At 28.3% G+C, this 15,432-nt stretch carries 19 protein-coding genes, 1 riboswitch and 1 other annotated feature; of the genes, 3 read left to right on the top strand and 16 right to left on the bottom strand.

Annotation, left to right across the window (positions count from 1 at the left end; all coding sequences use genetic code 11):
• Positions 1–10 precede the first annotated feature (10 nt).
• From JOC62_RS12610 to JOC62_RS12560, 11 genes are all read right to left on the bottom strand, one after another.
• A complete protein-coding gene (locus JOC62_RS12610) occupies positions 11–988 on the bottom strand; it encodes a beta-ketoacyl-ACP synthase III (protein ID WP_204595636.1) in 978 nt (325 codons plus the stop codon).
• A 10-nt stretch (positions 989–998) separates the two neighbouring features.
• Positions 999–1,448: a MarR family winged helix-turn-helix transcriptional regulator gene (locus JOC62_RS12605; RefSeq protein WP_204595635.1), complete on the bottom strand. Its 450-nt coding sequence runs from the start codon at positions 1,446–1,448 to the stop codon at positions 999–1,001.
• A 216-nt stretch (positions 1,449–1,664) separates the two neighbouring features.
• Positions 1,665–2,495 (bottom strand): MBL fold metallo-hydrolase, encoded by an 831-nt coding sequence (locus JOC62_RS12600; protein WP_204595634.1) that lies wholly within the window; start codon positions 2,493–2,495, stop codon positions 1,665–1,667.
• A gap of 232 nt (positions 2,496–2,727) precedes the next feature.
• The gene (locus tag JOC62_RS12595; protein WP_204595633.1) at positions 2,728–4,122 is read right to left on the bottom strand and encodes an NCS2 family permease; all 1,395 of its coding nucleotides are present in this window, start codon (positions 4,120–4,122) and stop codon (positions 2,728–2,730) included.
• Between the two features lie 192 nt (positions 4,123–4,314).
• Positions 4,315–4,417, bottom strand: a riboswitch (purine riboswitch).
• 44 nt (positions 4,418–4,461) lie between these two features.
• Entirely contained in the window at positions 4,462–4,878 is a 417-nt protein-coding gene (locus tag JOC62_RS12590; RefSeq protein ID WP_204595632.1) for a DUF3592 domain-containing protein, read from the bottom strand.
• Between the two features lie 161 nt (positions 4,879–5,039).
• Positions 5,040–5,537, bottom strand: a complete 498-nt coding sequence (locus tag JOC62_RS12585; RefSeq protein WP_204595631.1) for a flavin reductase — start codon at positions 5,535–5,537, stop codon at positions 5,040–5,042.
• A gap of 11 nt (positions 5,538–5,548) precedes the next feature.
• Positions 5,549–6,445, bottom strand: coding sequence for an NAD-dependent epimerase/dehydratase family protein (locus tag JOC62_RS12580; RefSeq protein WP_204595630.1), 897 nt, complete (start codon positions 6,443–6,445; stop codon positions 5,549–5,551).
• Between the two features lie 133 nt (positions 6,446–6,578).
• Entirely contained in the window at positions 6,579–6,794 is a 216-nt protein-coding gene (locus JOC62_RS12575) for a hypothetical protein (RefSeq protein ID WP_204595629.1), read from the bottom strand.
• Between the two features lie 327 nt (positions 6,795–7,121).
• Positions 7,122–7,334, bottom strand: coding sequence for a hypothetical protein (locus tag JOC62_RS12570; RefSeq protein WP_204595628.1), 213 nt, complete (start codon positions 7,332–7,334; stop codon positions 7,122–7,124).
• Between the two features lie 85 nt (positions 7,335–7,419).
• Positions 7,420–8,187: a peroxide stress protein YaaA gene (gene yaaA, locus JOC62_RS12565; RefSeq protein WP_204595627.1), complete on the bottom strand. Its 768-nt coding sequence runs from the start codon at positions 8,185–8,187 to the stop codon at positions 7,420–7,422.
• Between the two features lie 32 nt (positions 8,188–8,219).
• The gene (locus JOC62_RS12560) at positions 8,220–8,996 is read right to left on the bottom strand and encodes a nitroreductase family protein (protein WP_204595626.1); all 777 of its coding nucleotides are present in this window, start codon (positions 8,994–8,996) and stop codon (positions 8,220–8,222) included.
• A gap of 312 nt (positions 8,997–9,308) precedes the next feature.
• Here JOC62_RS12560 and JOC62_RS12555 point away from each other — a divergent pair, with 312 nt between their 5' ends.
• The 3 genes from JOC62_RS12555 to JOC62_RS12545 all read left to right on the top strand — a co-directional run bounded on the left by JOC62_RS12555 (position 9,309) and on the right by JOC62_RS12545 (position 11,583).
• The gene (locus JOC62_RS12555; RefSeq protein WP_204595625.1) at positions 9,309–9,494 is read left to right on the top strand and encodes a hypothetical protein; all 186 of its coding nucleotides are present in this window, start codon (positions 9,309–9,311) and stop codon (positions 9,492–9,494) included.
• Between the two features lie 105 nt (positions 9,495–9,599).
• Positions 9,600–9,875, top strand: a binding site (T-box leader).
• Between the two features lie 65 nt (positions 9,876–9,940).
• Positions 9,941–10,957, top strand: coding sequence for a tryptophan--tRNA ligase (gene trpS / locus JOC62_RS12550; protein ID WP_204595624.1), 1,017 nt, complete (start codon positions 9,941–9,943; stop codon positions 10,955–10,957).
• Positions 10,958–11,151: 194 nt separating this feature from the next.
• Positions 11,152–11,583: a hypothetical protein gene (locus JOC62_RS12545; protein WP_204595623.1), complete on the top strand. Its 432-nt coding sequence runs from the start codon at positions 11,152–11,154 to the stop codon at positions 11,581–11,583.
• Positions 11,584–11,701: 118 nt separating this feature from the next.
• On the opposite strand, the gene JOC62_RS12540 is transcribed toward JOC62_RS12545, so the two are convergent.
• The 5 genes from JOC62_RS12540 to kduI form a co-directional block, all read right to left on the bottom strand.
• Positions 11,702–11,950 (bottom strand): BRCT domain-containing protein, encoded by a 249-nt coding sequence (locus JOC62_RS12540; protein ID WP_204595622.1) that lies wholly within the window; start codon positions 11,948–11,950, stop codon positions 11,702–11,704.
• 148 nt (positions 11,951–12,098) lie between these two features.
• Positions 12,099–12,710, bottom strand: a complete 612-nt coding sequence (locus JOC62_RS12535; RefSeq protein ID WP_204595621.1) for a bifunctional 4-hydroxy-2-oxoglutarate aldolase/2-dehydro-3-deoxy-phosphogluconate aldolase — start codon at positions 12,708–12,710, stop codon at positions 12,099–12,101.
• Positions 12,711–12,716: 6 nt separating this feature from the next.
• On the bottom strand, positions 12,717–13,670 hold the full coding sequence (locus JOC62_RS12530; RefSeq protein ID WP_204595620.1) for a sugar kinase: 954 nt from the start codon (positions 13,668–13,670) through the stop codon (positions 12,717–12,719).
• 28 nt (positions 13,671–13,698) lie between these two features.
• Positions 13,699–14,481, bottom strand: a complete 783-nt coding sequence (kduD, locus tag JOC62_RS12525; protein WP_204595619.1) for a 2-dehydro-3-deoxy-D-gluconate 5-dehydrogenase KduD — start codon at positions 14,479–14,481, stop codon at positions 13,699–13,701.
• Between the two features lie 13 nt (positions 14,482–14,494).
• Positions 14,495–15,325, bottom strand: a complete 831-nt coding sequence (kduI, locus tag JOC62_RS12520) for a 5-dehydro-4-deoxy-D-glucuronate isomerase (RefSeq protein WP_204595618.1) — start codon at positions 15,323–15,325, stop codon at positions 14,495–14,497.
• Positions 15,326–15,432 lie beyond the last annotated feature (107 nt).

The raw sequence follows: 15,432 nt of genomic DNA, 5'->3' as shown, positions 1-15,432 counted from the left end.
TCGCTTTTAATTACCATTTTATTAGTGTGGCACCACAAGTTAGGCCTCCACCAAATCCAACTAAAACTATTAGATCTCCATCTTTTAGTTTTCCTTCATTATCCATATCTGCTAAAGCCATTGGAACTGATGCTGAAGATGTATTTCCTACTCTTTCTAAATTCACATAGAATTTTTCTTTTGAAAGTCCTAGTTTTTTTGCTGCATAATCTATTATTCTTAAATTAGCTTGATGTGGTACAACATAATCTATATCCTCTAGATTATATCCAGTACCTTCTAAAACTTTCTTTATAGAATCAACCATTGCACCTGTTGCAAACCTAAATACTTCTCTTCCATTCATCTGTACATATTTGCTTTTAATAACTTCTTCTTTTGCAAAAGGATTAATTACATCATTTGCTCCTGCAGTTAATGCATCACCTTTTTCTCCTTCTGATATTGAATAACTATTTATAATACCGCTCTTCTCTTCTTCATCTATTCCAATAACAGCAGCTCCGCCACCATCTCCAAAAAGAACACAAGTGCTTCTATCTTTCCAATCAATAATCTTTGAAAGAGTTTCTGCACCAACTACTAATGCATTTTTATATCTTCCAGTCTTAAGTAGGCTCTCAGCTACTTCTAATGAATAAATAAATCCTGTGCATGCTGCATTTAAGTCAAAGGCTGTTGCATTTTTTGCCCCTATCATTTTTTGTAATATGCATGCTACTGATGGAGTAAATGAGTCTGGAGTAATAGTAGCAACTATTATTAAATCTATTTCTTCTCCCTTAATACTCGCCTTATCCATTGCAACTTTTGCTGCTTTATAAGCTATACTGGAAGTATCTTCGCCTTCAGATATCCTTCTTTCACAAATTCCTGTTCTCTCTAATATCCATTGATGATTAGTATCTACTATTTTACTTAAATCATCATTAGTAATAACTTGAGATGGAACGTATGAACCTACACCTTTAATCTTTACTTCCTTCATGATTTTCTCCTTAATTGCTTAAATAATTAACTTTGAAGAATTCATTTAATCTATCTAATGAAGATATAAGAATTTTCTCCTCTTCCTCTGATAAACCTTCAATCGTTGCATTAATCATGTCATTATGGAACTTTTCATGCAATCTAAATGCAAGTTTTCCACTCTTAGTTAATTTAATTAATACAACTCTTCTATCTTCTTCAATTCTCTTTCTTTCAACGTAGCCTTTTTTTATAAGCTTATTTATTGCTGTTGTTAAAGTTCCAACAGTTATCTTTAAGTCTTGTGCTACCTCTGACATTGTTCTTTCTGTATACATACCAATAGCCTCTATAGTATGTATTTCTGTAACAGAAAGATTATTAAGAACTCCTTTTTTTAATGCTTGTTCTTCAATTTGAAGTATATCATTAAAAATTTGAACTAATAATTCGTTCAATACCTTTTTTCTTATGTCCATTAATAAATCCTCCACTTTTTATATAGTCTACATATACTATAATTATTTTTTATGAATAAATCAATGGCGTCAAACATTTTTTGTATCAAATGTTTTGATAATCAAACTATAATATAATCAAATTATTTTGTCAACTAAATATTTGCTGTTATCTTCTATTTTATTAACGGTTTTATTCATTTTAACAAAAACTTCTTATTATTATTTAAGAAATTTTCAATGGATAACTTTGCCTGTAAATCCTTCTATAACCTCACTTTTATCATCTTTTAGAATATCAATTATTTTATTTCCACTACAATGGCATAAAGAAAATTTTTTAACATTTAGCTCTTTAATTTTTTTTGCTGTTTTTACATTTTCTAATAATGATAATTTTGAAAGATGTATACCACCTACTACATTTATTACTTTTTTCCCAATTATATTTTGTACCTTAGTAATAATATTAATAATCCCTGTATGGGCACATCCAGTTATTAGTGTAAGACCTTCTACATTTTCTATAACTAGGACAAGTTCCTCTGCGAAATTATCTTTTATAAGGATATTTTTTTCTTTTCTTGCCAATTCATCTTTAGATTTAGATATTTTTTCTTCATTGAAACTTTCTAGATTAGATATTACATATATTCTATCTTCTAATTTCATTTTTTCTTTAACTTCAATAATTTTATATCCCATATCTTCTATATACCTCTTATCAAAATTAATACCTATATATTTTTCTTCTTCACTTTTTAAATGATATTTATCACTTCTTTCAAAGAATTCGTTTCCCAGTATAATATAAGGCTTATTATTTATATTTTCTAAGAAATATTTAAATCCACCAGCATGATCATAATGTCCATGGCTTAATATTATGTAATCTACATCTTCAAGTGATAATCCTAATTTTTTAAAATTGGATAGAGTCTTTTCTGATTGTCCTGTATCAAATAAAATTTTTAATCCATAAGCTTCTATAAAGTAAGCTAATCCATGCTCACACTCTAATTTACTACCTTTTTCTTTATTATTTTCTATAACTGTTGTAATCTTCATATAATCCCCTCATATCCATTTAATATATTTTTCATATATTCCTTAATAAAATTATATCATGCACTCCAATTAAACCTTTTATGTTTATATAAATTTAACTATTTGTATTTATTTACTTCCTTATAATTATATACAAGCTTATAAGTTTGTATATTTTCTCCTCTTGATACGTTAATAAATTATAAAAAAGCATCGACTATATAAACATAAATAGTCGATGCTTTTTTTATAATTAATCTGGCATAAGAACAAATCTTAATATAAATAATATTGCAAAAATATAAAGTAATTTGTGTACTTCTTTGCCTTTTCCAGTAGCAATTTTTACTATTGGATAAAATATCATTCCAATTGCAATACCATTAGCTATTGAATAAGTAAATGGCATCATTGCTATAGTAAAGAAAGCAGGCACAGCCTCTGTAAAATCTGAAAAATCTATTTGGCTAACTGCACTCATCATTAATATACCAACAATTATTAAAGCTGGTGCTGTTGCACTTTGTGGTACTATTCCAACTAATCCACTAAAGAATAGTGATAATACAAGCATAATACTTACTATTACATTAGAAAGTCCTGTTCTTGCCCCTGCTGCTATTCCTGAGGCTGATTCAACAGTTGTTGCAAGAGTTGTTGTTCCAAGTAATGCTGCACAAGTTGTTCCTACTGCATCTGAAGTTAAAGCTTGTCTTAAATTCTTAACATCACCATCTGATTCAACCATTCCTGAACTTTGAGCTGTTCCAAGTAAAGTACCAATTGTATCAAAAAGATCTACTAAACTTAATGTAATTACAACCATAAATACAGTAAGTAATGCACCTATAAGTCCATCTCCGTTACTTGTTAATAGTCCTTTTAAATCCATTGCAAAGAATGTATCACCAATAACAGGCATTGAGAAAAGCTTCATACCTTGAATATTTGTAACTCCCATAGGTATTCCTATTATTGTAGTAATTATAATTCCAATTAGCATTGCACCTGTAACTTTTCTTGCCATAAGAACAACACCTATTATAAGTCCTATTATTGTTAATATAACTGCCTTATCAGTAAAGTCTCCAAAAGCTACTAATGTCCCTGGATTTGCTACTACAATTCCACCACTTTTTAAGCCTATTAATGCAATAAATAATCCAATACCAGCTGTTATTGCATATTTTAAGTTTTGAGGAATAGCTTGAACTATTTTTTCTCTAATAGAAGTTAAGGTTATAATGACAAATAAAATACCTGATATAAATACCGCTGCTAAACCTTCTTGCCAAGTAAAATTTAATTTCAAGCAAATATTATAAGCAAAGAATGATACAAGTCCAAGACCTGGTGCTAAAACAAAAGGTAAATTAGCATGAAAGGCCATTATTAAAGTACCAACAGCTGCTGCTATACAAACTGATGCAAAAGCTGAAGCTATTATTGGATCTTGTGCCATAGTAAGATTTGCTGCTGCATCTCCTTTAAGACCTAGAGAATTCATTCCACCTATTTTTAATATATTTGGAATTACTAATAATGCATAAGCAAATGTTACGAAAGTTGTAAGCCCACCAATAATTTCTGTTTTTACATTTGTCTTATTCTCCTTAAGCTTAAATACTTTTTCTAGAATATTTTTCATTTGTTCTCCTCCATTTTTATAGTTATGTATAGTAATGACTACCCATAAAAGATCTGTTTCTTGATTTTAAGGCTATAGCCTCTTCCTAGCCTTTCTCTTTTTACCAAGACTCTCTAAAGAACTAACTTCTACTTCATTGTAAAATAAAAAAACTAGCCGGTTTATTAGGTAAACCAATGCTAGCTCATAGAAACTTCATTTTGATTTACCCATAGTGTGAAGATTAATTGGTCTTCACGTAGAAACCTCTGAACCGTATTATCAGACTTATATGGGCTTATATTGTTATTTTATCCATTATACTATACCTATTTATATTGTTGCAATGTAATTATTTCCTTATATCAAATATAATGTAAATGAAAAAGAGAAAAATAATACTGCTAGTATTATTAATGTTATTGAAAGTCTAAAGAACTCCATTTTATCATCCACATAAAAATCATCTTTCTTCTTTTTGTTACACACTATCATAATTTCATCACCAACATTAAAGTCTCTACTGCTACCAGGTTCATTATGGACAAATACTATTTTTTCTCCTTCTTCTGTAAAGAATTCTATAACAGGTTTATATAAGGTTATAAATGATAACTGATGAAAATCATCTAATATAGCTTCGTCTGTCTTCTTTACTTCTATTATTTTTCCAACTACCCTTGTTCCATTTTTATAAATTCTATATCTAATTCCAAATATTATTATTGCAGCTAATAACAATCCAATCCCTATAGCTAATAGTACATACATTGCCATTACAATACCCCCTTTAGATAAACTATATATCTAATAGTTATTAGTACAATATATGATAACATTTACATTTTGTGAAAAATTATAAGGAGTATGTTTTTTATCTAACACACTCCTTATTTTATAAAAATAAAAGATCAGCTAAAAAAGCTAATCCTTTAAAATTAATATTCTTCTATAATCTCTCCAAAATAAAGTATATGACCTATTTTTTCCCCTTTATAGAACTGCTCTGCTAGATCTTTATCAAAATTATCTAAATCCATTTCATTTTTATATAATATCTTACATTCATAATATCTATTACACCCTTCAATCACTGGTGTATCTACACTCTTTGATGGAATAAATTTTATATTTGCAAGCTCTTCTTTATTTACATCTCCTCCTGATTTGCTTCCACATATTTTTAGTGCCTCTTTAAGCTCACCTTCATAAGGAATACTTACTGTAAATGTTTCTCCAGACTTTAAAAATTCATTTGTGTATCTGCTTTCTCTAACTAAAGCCATAAATACTGGTTTTCTCCACATAAAGCCTATGCTACCCCAGCTTATTGTCATAGTATTTGCAGATTTCAAATCTCCACCAGTTAAGAATGCTCCATTTATATGAAGATTATCTAAAGCATTTTCAACATCTCTTGTAAAATTATTATTCACTTTTGCTCCTCCTAAACTACACTTCTACACTTCAAGGTACTTTTATAATATTTAACAATTTCCCTTAACTCAGAATGAATTTTTTTAAATCTATACCCGCCAAGTTCCATAATATTTATAATATTTATTGTAAGGTTTAAATAATTATTATAGGGCGATGTATCATTATCATCATACTCCTTATTTAAAATTGCTTCAATACCACATTCTTCTTCAATTATATTTATTATTTCTCTTAAACTTATATCACCTATACAAGCAGCATTTACAGGAGCATTTATATCTTTATTTAGAAGCCATGCTAAAAATACACCTGCTTCATTTTGAGTTATTAAATTCATATGTGAATCTAATTTAGTTGAGCATATAGATTCTTTATTATCTACTCTTTCAACATATCTTAAAAGTCTCTCAGTGTAATCATCTTTTCCTATAACCACTGGGAATCTTACAGCTATTACAGGGAATTCTGCATTTTTGTATAATACAGCCTCCATTAATCTTTTTCCCTCACTATAAGAGAACTCCTCTTTCTCCCCCATAACTATTTCATATTTACTTGGATTAAATTCTGTTTCCTTTAAATTTACTCCTTTATCATAAACTGCAACTGATGAAACTACAATATATTTATCTGTTTTACCCCTTAACACATTACACATTCTCATTCCATCATTTGGACTATATGAAATGGTATCATAAACAACATCATATCTTTGTCCATCCAAAGCCTTCATTAAAGCGTTTTCATTTCGCTTGTCAACAAGTATACGTTTAACCTTGTCCCCAAAATTATCTTTTCTTATCCCTCTCGTTGCTATTGTTATATCATGTCCATTAATTATAAGTTCTTTTATAAGTTCTTTCCCAAAAAATCTTGTCCCACCGAAAACTAATATCTTACTCATAGCATTATTATCCTTTCAAATTTAATATAACAATTTAAAATCCTCACACCTATTATGATTATATGATACCATATTTGCATATATTATCCAATTAGCAAACAAAAAACAACTCATAAATTTATGAGTTGTTTATCTAAAATAAGAACATGTCCACAATTATTTTAAATGATATTACTATTGCAACAGGAACAAGTAGTACAGAAATAATCATATATCTGCTACCTTTTTTATTCATTTCCTTTACATAGTCCTCATTATCATCTTTTATATCTTTAAATGTACTTACTGATTTTATAAAAAATGTAATCATTGCAGCAATAACAATTACATTTAAAGCAACTAGTATCATATTGACACCTCCTATAATTTTCAAACTTTAATAATTACATATTATCATACTTTAAAGAAAACTTTAAATATTATATTATTATGTTATGAGATATTATTATTATAAAATATAAAAGATAACTTAAATAAATAGGAGGTTATTCCATGAATCCATTATATTATTTGATTATTGGCCTTCCATTAATATGTGTAATTATATTAATTTGCTATAATATTTATACAATGAAAAAGTCAAGGGATAAGGCACTTAATAAGAAAAATAAATTTAAATAATTAAATTTAAGTAAAACTCTATTAGACAAATTTTTATCTAATAGAGTTTTACTTATTACAATAATACCATTAACACTATAACTGTTGTTAATATTAAACTAATAGGAGCTAATACAATAGAAACTTTCATATATTTCTTTGCTTCTTGCCCTTCTATTTCTATATTACCATTGTTATCAGCAATTTTTTTAAACATACTTGATGCCTTTAAAAACATTATTAACATTGCAATTACTACAATTATATTAATTACTATTAAATATATCATAGATATGGTCCTCCTCTGTTTAAGAAATTTCACTTTTATATATTACCACATTTATTAAGGAGGTAATATACTTCTTTAACAATATTTATCCTAAAGTAAATACCATTTCCTCATCATTACTTAAATCTTCTCTATAGATATATCCCTCTTTATTAAACTTTTTTAATCCTTCTACATCTTCTATTCTATTTTTCATTATATAAGTTGCCATAAGTCCCCTTGCTCTTTTAGCATGTACAGTTACAACTTTATACTTTCCATTTTTAAATTCCTTAAATACAGGAGTTACTATAGTAATTCCCTTCATCTTATTTAATTTTGCAGATTTAGAATATTCATTTGATGCTAAGTTAACTAAGATATCACTTTCACTATTTTTAATATCTTCTAATAAAGTTTTGTTTATCTTTTCTCCCCAGAAGGAATAGAGATTCTTGTGCTTACCTATATTAAGCTTAGTTCCCATCTCTAATCTATAGCTGCATATTAAGTCTAAAGGTCTTAATACTCCATATAAGCCGGATAATACTCTAAGATGTGAATTTGCATACTCTAAATCCTCTTTAGAATATGAAGTTATATCAAGTCCTCTAAAGGCTTCCCCATTAAAGCCTAGTATACATGGAAATGAATGCTCAGCTTCTTCTATTGTCCATTTATGAATATTTAAAAGAGTATCATCTGTTAATTTATCTGATATCTTCATTAATGATCCTAGTTCATCTGGATTAAATTCTTTTAATCTTTCATTTAATTTTATTGATTCACTAATATGTCTTACATTAGTTAACTCTATATCATAATTTAATTCTTTTCTTTCTAGTTTTTTTGCTGGTGATAAAATTACTATCATCTGTGTCCCTCTCTCTTCCTCATAAATCTATATTACTCTTGTCCATTCCAATTCTTTAATATTTCTCTTGCAGAACGTCCCATTTCTTTTGAAAACTCTGCACCAGTTTTTCTTCTATAATTAAATTGTCCAAAATTTTCTGCACCATATATATTTTTAGGAGATACTTTTTCTTCTCTTTCTTTATACATATCTTCTAATTCTTCTTCATTTAATACTTTATATTTTTCATTAAATACAATATATTCTTTTTTAAATCTATCTGAGATTATTCTGTTATAATCATCTTCATAGTACCCAAGACAAAGCATACATGCTGGATATACAAGCTTTGGAAGATTAAATAACTCCTTATGAATTTCATAATTCTCTATAATATCTCCTATATAACAAGATCCAATTCCTAAACTTTCTGCTGCAATGGCTCCTGTTTGAGCTGCTATTATGGCATCTTGCATAGAAAGCATAAAATCTCCTTCATCTGGCACTATAAATTCCAAACTATTCTTATTACAAAATTCTTTTACATTACATATATTATAATAGTTATATAACCTTTGTAAATCACCTAAAAATATTAAAATTACATTGGACTTCTCTATAAATTGTTGATTATCACAAGTTTTTGCAAGTTTTCTTTTAGTCTCACTATCTCTAATAACTAATATAGAATATAACATCATATTTCCTGCTGTAGGAGCTCTCATTGAAGAATCTAATATTATGTTTAACTCTTCTTCACTTATATTTTTATTTGAATACTTTCTTAAAGACATTCTGTTTTTTATTAAATTTATTACTTCACTCATTTTCCACCCCTTATAATTTACACCTAGTTTACAATTGTTAAAACAATATATGGTAATATTATACTATATATTATAGGAGTGATTGTTATGACTTTAAACGCTGTATCAAGGAGTATATTAAAATATATAATTTTTTTAATATGTACAATTGTGCTTTATCATATAGTAGGATACTTTTTCTAAATTTTAGACTCTAGTTCCTGTTGCAATAATATCATTTCAACTAATTATTAACATGTTCTTGCTAAAGTTATATACGCTCTTTGTAATCGGTTACTTTTTTGAAATAAACTTTAAAGGTGGTATATACATATGAACTTATCAAAGAATATCTTTTTTAAAAGATTATTAAAAGGATTTATTTTATCATCATCAATATTAATTTTAACTATATTATTTTTTAATTATATGCTACTTAATCTTAATTACATAGTACTTTTTACCTGTGCTATAATATGCTCAGTTGTATACGCCTTTACAGGAGAAATATGGTCATAAATATTAATTAATTCATAAGCTTTTTACATCTTTTTGAATATAATACCTCTAAGATTCATTGACAAGCAAAATTTTAAGGAGTATTATTTATGTAAATTAAGATATATTAATCCATTGACAAGGAGAAGTAGTTAAGTTTAGCTTCATTAAAGAGAGTTAGAAAATGGTGAGATTCTAGCAAGAAGAGATTTAATGAATGGACCTTTGAGGAATAAAGGGAAATCTTTTTATAAAGAGAGTATCTTCTATCGTTTGCTTCACGTTATAGAGGCTAGAGTATGTTAGTACTTGAATTTTAAGTGGCATTTAATAAATTAAAGTATACTTTAGTTTATAATATGCAATTTAGGTGGTACCGCGGATTTTATCTCCGTCCTATTTATTTAGGACGGAGTTTTTTTATTATATCAAATATTTTTATTAAACAAATGAGAGGAGTTTTTAAAATGAGTAAAGAAATAATGCTTACAGGAGACAGACCAACAGGTAAATTACACTTAGGACACTATGTAGGTTCTTTAAGAACTAGATTTGAAATTCAAGAAACAGGTAAATATAAAAACTTCATTATGATTGCAGACCAACAAGCTTTAACTGATAATGCAAGAAACCCTGAAAAGATAAGAAAAAGCTTAGTGGAAGTAACTTTAGATTATTTAGCAGTTGGTATAGATCCAGCTAAAACAACAATATTTGTACAATCACAAATACCTGAATTAAATGAACTTACTATGCACTACTTAAACTTAGTTACAGTTGCAAGACTTGAGCGTAACCCAACAATTAAAGAAGAAATTAAACTTAGAGGATTTAATACTAGTATTCCTGCTGGATTTTTAGTTTATCCTGTAAGTCAAACTGCTGATATTACAGCCTTTAAAGCTACAAAAATTCCAGTTGGTGAAGACCAACTTCCTATGATAGAACAATCTAGAGAAATTGTTAGAAGCTTTAATGCTATATATGGAGATATATTGGTTGAACCTGAAGCTTTAATATCAAATTCTGGCTGTGCTAGACTTCCAGGTATTGATGGAAAAGCTAAGATGAGTAAATCTTTAGGAAATGCTATATATTTATCAGATGAAGCAGACGTAATAACTGAAAAAGTAATGAGTATGTATACAGATCCAAATCATATAAAGGTATCAGATCCAGGTGAAGTTGATAATAATCCTGTATTTATATACTTAGATGCTTTTGGAAAAGATAAAAAATATATTGAAGAACTTAAACAACACTACAAACAAGGTGGACTTGGAGATGTTAAAGTAAAGAGATATTTAAATGATGTTCTTCAAGCTGAACTTGAACCAATTAGAAATAGAAGAAAAGAATTTGAAAAGGATAAAGAACTTATATATAAAATCCTTTTAGCTGGAAGTAATAGAGCTAGAATGACTGCATCAGAGACTCTTAAAGAAGTTCGTGATGCTATAGGAATTAATTACTTCAATGTGTAGATTATATAAGACTTTATGAAATTATACTAAAAAAAGTGTTGATGTTATATATCACTAGTAAGATAACCATTTTACTTGTATGTAGCATCAACATTTTATTTTTTTATAAAAATCTATAGTTTTGAGATTATTTTCAAAATATTATATACTTAAATTACTATATACTTAAACTAAAAACTTATGGAGGCTTATATATGAATAACTTAAATGATATATTAGGAATAAATTTAAATGAAGTATCACTTTTAGATATAGATGAAGAAATGCTTATAAAGCTTAAAACTTGTGATTATCATACTCAAAGCAATTTTTATTTTTGGCTTATAAATGAGATTAATAAATTAGAAGATACAAAGAATCTTACAGAACTTTCTCACTGTCACTTTTTAATGTCTTATTTTTTATATGTAATATTCACTCCTATGTGTTATGAAGAACTTGCATTTAATCATGCAAATAAGGCTAATATTATAGCTCCATCTTTAAAGTATAAAGAATGGCTATTAATGTTTGCAATTCTTCCAAATGGATTTATTAAACCTTATGATACTATTAAACTTGCAGAAGATGTATTAGAAGTTAATCCATCTAGTGAAATTGCAAATGCTATAATATCTATGTTTTAAAATTTAGCTTTGTCTCATGATAAATAGCCATAATAAATTGTAGCTATACAAAAATTTTATACTATGAATTCTATACATAGCAAAAGGGCCTGCTTTAAAACAGTCCCTTCTTTAAATCCTAAAGACTTAATTTTTCCCAAAACTCATCTTCTGATATTACATCAATACGAAGTTCTCTAGCTTTAGTTAACTTTTTACCTGGATTTTTTCCTACAACTACTAAATTAGTTCTAGTACTAACTGCCTTTGGAGTTTTTGCTCCATAGTTTACTGCTATTTCTCGCATTTTACTTATGCTCTCTCTCATAGTTCCAGTAAACACTATAACTTTTCCATCAAATATATTTTTGCAAATATTATTTTCCAAAATACCCCTCCTAATATATTAATAATATGTTGTGTTATAAATATATTAGGTTTCAAAATAATATATGCTTACTTATTTATTATTATATAAAATTATAATATTGATTTTCCACTCTTTATAAGCAACGCTATCTCTATCAAATATAAAGTTATGATACTAATTTTTCACAGTAATTCTTAACTCCAACCTTACCACTACTATTAAATACTTTATTTAAATCGCTTCCTATACCAACACAATCTGCACCTGCATTTATCCACTCTAAAATATTTTTATCATTTACCCCACCTGTTGGCATTATATCTATATCTTCAAAAATTGACTTTGCAGCTTTTATGAAATCTTTTCCAACTATATTCCCTGGGAATACTTTGAAAAACCTTATTCCTTTTGCATATCCACTATTAAGTTCTGACATAGTCATTACCCCTGGAATAATTGGTATATTAAAATCTCCATTTGCATTTATTATCTCTTCACTTAAGCAAGGTGATACTATAAAGTCAGCATCATTTTCTATGCATAATTTTAGTTGTTCTTCTGTTAATACTGTACCGGCGCCAATTAAAACATCATTATAGCTTTCCTTTAGCTCTTTTATTAATTTTGCACCTGAAGGAACACTCATAGTTATTTCTATTATTTTTATTCCGCCTTCAATTGCTCCAATACTTATTTCTTTTGCTTCATCATAATTCTTTGTTCTTATTACAGCTACAACTTTTTCTTTTTTTAAAGTATCTAGTATATGCTTAATCATATATATTTACCTCTCAACAACCTTGTTTTCTCCTAAATGAACTAACACATCTTCATAATATGGAAGTCCTTCATTATCCCCTTCGACTCCAACTACTAATGATCCCACAGCATTAGCAAATCTTAATGTCTCTTCTAATGACTCACCCTTTAAAAATGCTGTCAAAAATCCTGATGCAAACCCATCTCCAGCTCCTACTGTATCAACTACAGCTCTAGGCTTAACAGCATCTACATAACATATCTCATCTCCGAAAGATCCAACAGCTCCATATTCGCCTCTTTTTATTACTACATTTTTAATTCCATAGTCATGAAACTCTTTTATTGCTTTTTTTAAATCACAATGTCCACATAATAATTCTACTTCTTCATCACCAATTAATAGTATATCTATTTCAGGTAAAATTTTCTTTATAAACTCTGTGGCTTGTTCCTTTGTCCACATCTTTAACCTTATATTAGGATCAAAGGATATGATGAGATTGTGCTTCTTTGCTAAAGCTATAGCATCTAGTATTATCTTTTTATTATGATCATTTATAGAAGGCAGTACTCCTGTTATGTGAAGAACTTTTGCATTTTTAAAGTATTCCTCACTGACTTCATCTATCTCTAACTTTTCTGTTGGTGAATTTGCTCTATAATAAAATGATCTACTTGATCCATCTGATAGAATTTCTCTAAAGTATACAGATGTTGTATAGTCTTGAACTAGTTCTACTTGAGATACATCTACTCCTTCACCCATTACAGATCTCTTTATATAATTACCAAAATCATCTTTTCCAAGCCTACTTATCCATCCAGATTTTAAGCCTAATCTAGAGCAGCCAATAGCTACATTTAATTCTGCTCCACCTATCTTTTTTTCAAATGTATTTGAAAACATTATTGGTCCTTTTTTTATAGGACACATTGCAATCATACCATCTCCTATAGTTATTACATCTAACACCATATCCCCCCTAAATTGTTATTTCCTATATCTATCTAACTAACCATCCACCATCAACTGCTAATATATGACCATTTACATAATCAGATGCTCTGCTTGATAAGAATACTATTGTTCCCATAAGATCAAATGGATCTGCCCATTTTTCTGCTGGTATTCTACTTAAAATTTCTGAATTTCTCTTCTCATCCGCTCTTATTGGCGCAGTATTTGCAGTTTTAATATATCCTGGTGCTATAGCATTTACTTGTATATTCTTACATGCTAATTCATTTGCAAATGCCTTTGTTATTCCAGCTACTCCATGTTTACTTGCTGTATAAGGTGGTACAAATTTTCCTCCTTGGAAAGATAGCATTGAAGCTACATTTATTATCTTTCCGTGTCCTTGCTCTACCATTACCTTAGCTGCTTCTTGACTTAAGAAATAAACTGCATTTAAATTTATATCCATAACAGCATTCCAATCCTCATCTTTATATTCAAGAAGAGGAGTTCTTCTTATGGTACCTGCATTATTTATTAGTATATCTATTTTGCCATAATTATCTATAGCCGTATTAATAACCTTAGATCTATCTTCCTTTTTAGTTAAATCAGCTTGCACAAATACTACTCTTTTTCTTTCAGCTTCTATTAAAACTCTAGTTTCATCCCAATTATTATCGTAAGTTGGTATTACAAGGTCTGCTCCTGCTTTTGCAAGTGCAACTGCATATGCTTGTCCAAGTCCAGTATTTCCACCAGTAACTACTGCAACCTTGCCATCTAATCTAAAAAAGTCCATTGAAAATTTATTTAAATCATTTATCATAATATAATCTCTCCTACTTTAATAATTTAGTATCTACTACTTCTAAGTCATTATAATTTTTATTTTCTCCACACATACCCCATATAAATGTGTAGTTATTTGTTCCTGTTCCTGAATGAATTGACCAATTTGGTGAAATTGTTGCTTCTTCATTTTTCATTACTATATGTCTAGTTTCATCTGGTTTTCCAACTAAATGTAATACTCTAGCATTTTCATCCATATTAAAATAGAAGTATACTTCCATTCTTCTTGGATGTAAGTGTACTGGCATAGTGTTCCAGCCACTACCTTCCTCTAATATAGTCATCCCCATAAGTAATTGGCAGCTTTCACATACACTTGGATCAACATACTTATATATTGTTCTCTTATTCATTTCTTTATCTGAACCCATTTTAGTTGGATTTGCATCTTTAAATTCTACTTTTACTGTTGGATACTCTTTATGAGCTGAAGCACTATTCATATAGAACTTAGCTGGACTCTTAGCATCTTTACTAGTAAAGGCAATTTCCTTAGTTCCCTTACCTATATACATACCATCATATTGAACCATGTTATACTCAGTACCATCTAAATATATTGTTCCTTCTCCACCTATGTTTATAACTGCCATTTCACGATTTTCTAGGAAATAATCACTTCCTATTTCATCTGAAATATTAATTTCGACCTTTGAGTTTAAAGGCTTTGCTCCAAGAACTATTATTCTATCATCATTGCAGTATGTGGCTGTTAGGCTATCATCAATGAAAACACTCTCTATTAAATATTTCTTTCTTAATTCCTCTGTATTTAAAGTTTTTAATTCATCTGGACTTACTGAATATCTTATATCCATTTATAAACTCCTCCTTAAATCTTATATACTATTTAAATTTCTATACCATTTATTAAAGCAATTCTTATGCCATAATTTTATAACACTAAAAAAGCCCATTATATCTA

The sequence above is a fragment of the Clostridium sardiniense genome (assembly GCF_016907995.1).
GTDB lineage: Bacteria > Bacillota > Clostridia > Clostridiales > Clostridiaceae > Clostridium > Clostridium sardiniense.
This window is presented reverse-complemented; position numbering and strand designations above follow the sequence as displayed.

Excerpts from the sequence above, each read along its gene's own strand:
- JOC62_RS12590 (WP_204595632.1), bottom strand. The coding sequence starts at position 4,878 with ATGGCAATGTATGTACTATTAGCTATAGGGATTGGATTGTTATTAGCT.
- JOC62_RS12545 (WP_204595623.1), top strand. The coding sequence starts at position 11,152 with ATGAATAACTTAAATGATATATTAGGAATAAATTTAAATGAAGTATCA.
- JOC62_RS12605 (WP_204595635.1), bottom strand. The coding sequence starts at position 1,448 with ATGGACATAAGAAAAAAGGTATTGAACGAATTATTAGTTCAAATTTTT.
- JOC62_RS12555 (WP_204595625.1), top strand. The coding sequence starts at position 9,309 with ATGAACTTATCAAAGAATATCTTTTTTAAAAGATTATTAAAAGGATTT.
- JOC62_RS12575 (WP_204595629.1), bottom strand. The coding sequence starts at position 6,794 with ATGATACTAGTTGCTTTAAATGTAATTGTTATTGCTGCAATGATTACA.
- trpS (WP_204595624.1), top strand. The coding sequence starts at position 9,941 with ATGAGTAAAGAAATAATGCTTACAGGAGACAGACCAACAGGTAAATTA.
- JOC62_RS12535 (WP_204595621.1), bottom strand. The coding sequence starts at position 12,710 with ATGATTAAGCATATACTAGATACTTTAAAAAAAGAAAAAGTTGTAGCT.
- JOC62_RS12580 (WP_204595630.1), bottom strand. The coding sequence starts at position 6,445 with ATGAGTAAGATATTAGTTTTCGGTGGGACAAGATTTTTTGGGAAAGAA.
- JOC62_RS12570 (WP_204595628.1), bottom strand. The coding sequence starts at position 7,334 with ATGATATATTTAATAGTAATTAATATAATTGTAGTAATTGCAATGTTA.
- kduD (WP_204595619.1), bottom strand. The coding sequence starts at position 14,481 with ATGATAAATGATTTAAATAAATTTTCAATGGACTTTTTTAGATTAGAT.
- JOC62_RS12530 (WP_204595620.1), bottom strand. The coding sequence starts at position 13,670 with ATGGTGTTAGATGTAATAACTATAGGAGATGGTATGATTGCAATGTGT.
- JOC62_RS12610 (WP_204595636.1), bottom strand. The coding sequence starts at position 988 with ATGAAGGAAGTAAAGATTAAAGGTGTAGGTTCATACGTTCCATCTCAA.
- kduI (WP_204595618.1), bottom strand. The coding sequence starts at position 15,325 with ATGGATATAAGATATTCAGTAAGTCCAGATGAATTAAAAACTTTAAAT.
- JOC62_RS12560 (WP_204595626.1), bottom strand. The coding sequence starts at position 8,996 with ATGAGTGAAGTAATAAATTTAATAAAAAACAGAATGTCTTTAAGAAAG.
- JOC62_RS12595 (WP_204595633.1), bottom strand. The coding sequence starts at position 4,122 with ATGAAAAATATTCTAGAAAAAGTATTTAAGCTTAAGGAGAATAAGACA.
- JOC62_RS12600 (WP_204595634.1), bottom strand. The coding sequence starts at position 2,495 with ATGAAGATTACAACAGTTATAGAAAATAATAAAGAAAAAGGTAGTAAA.
- yaaA (WP_204595627.1), bottom strand. The coding sequence starts at position 8,187 with ATGATAGTAATTTTATCACCAGCAAAAAAACTAGAAAGAAAAGAATTA.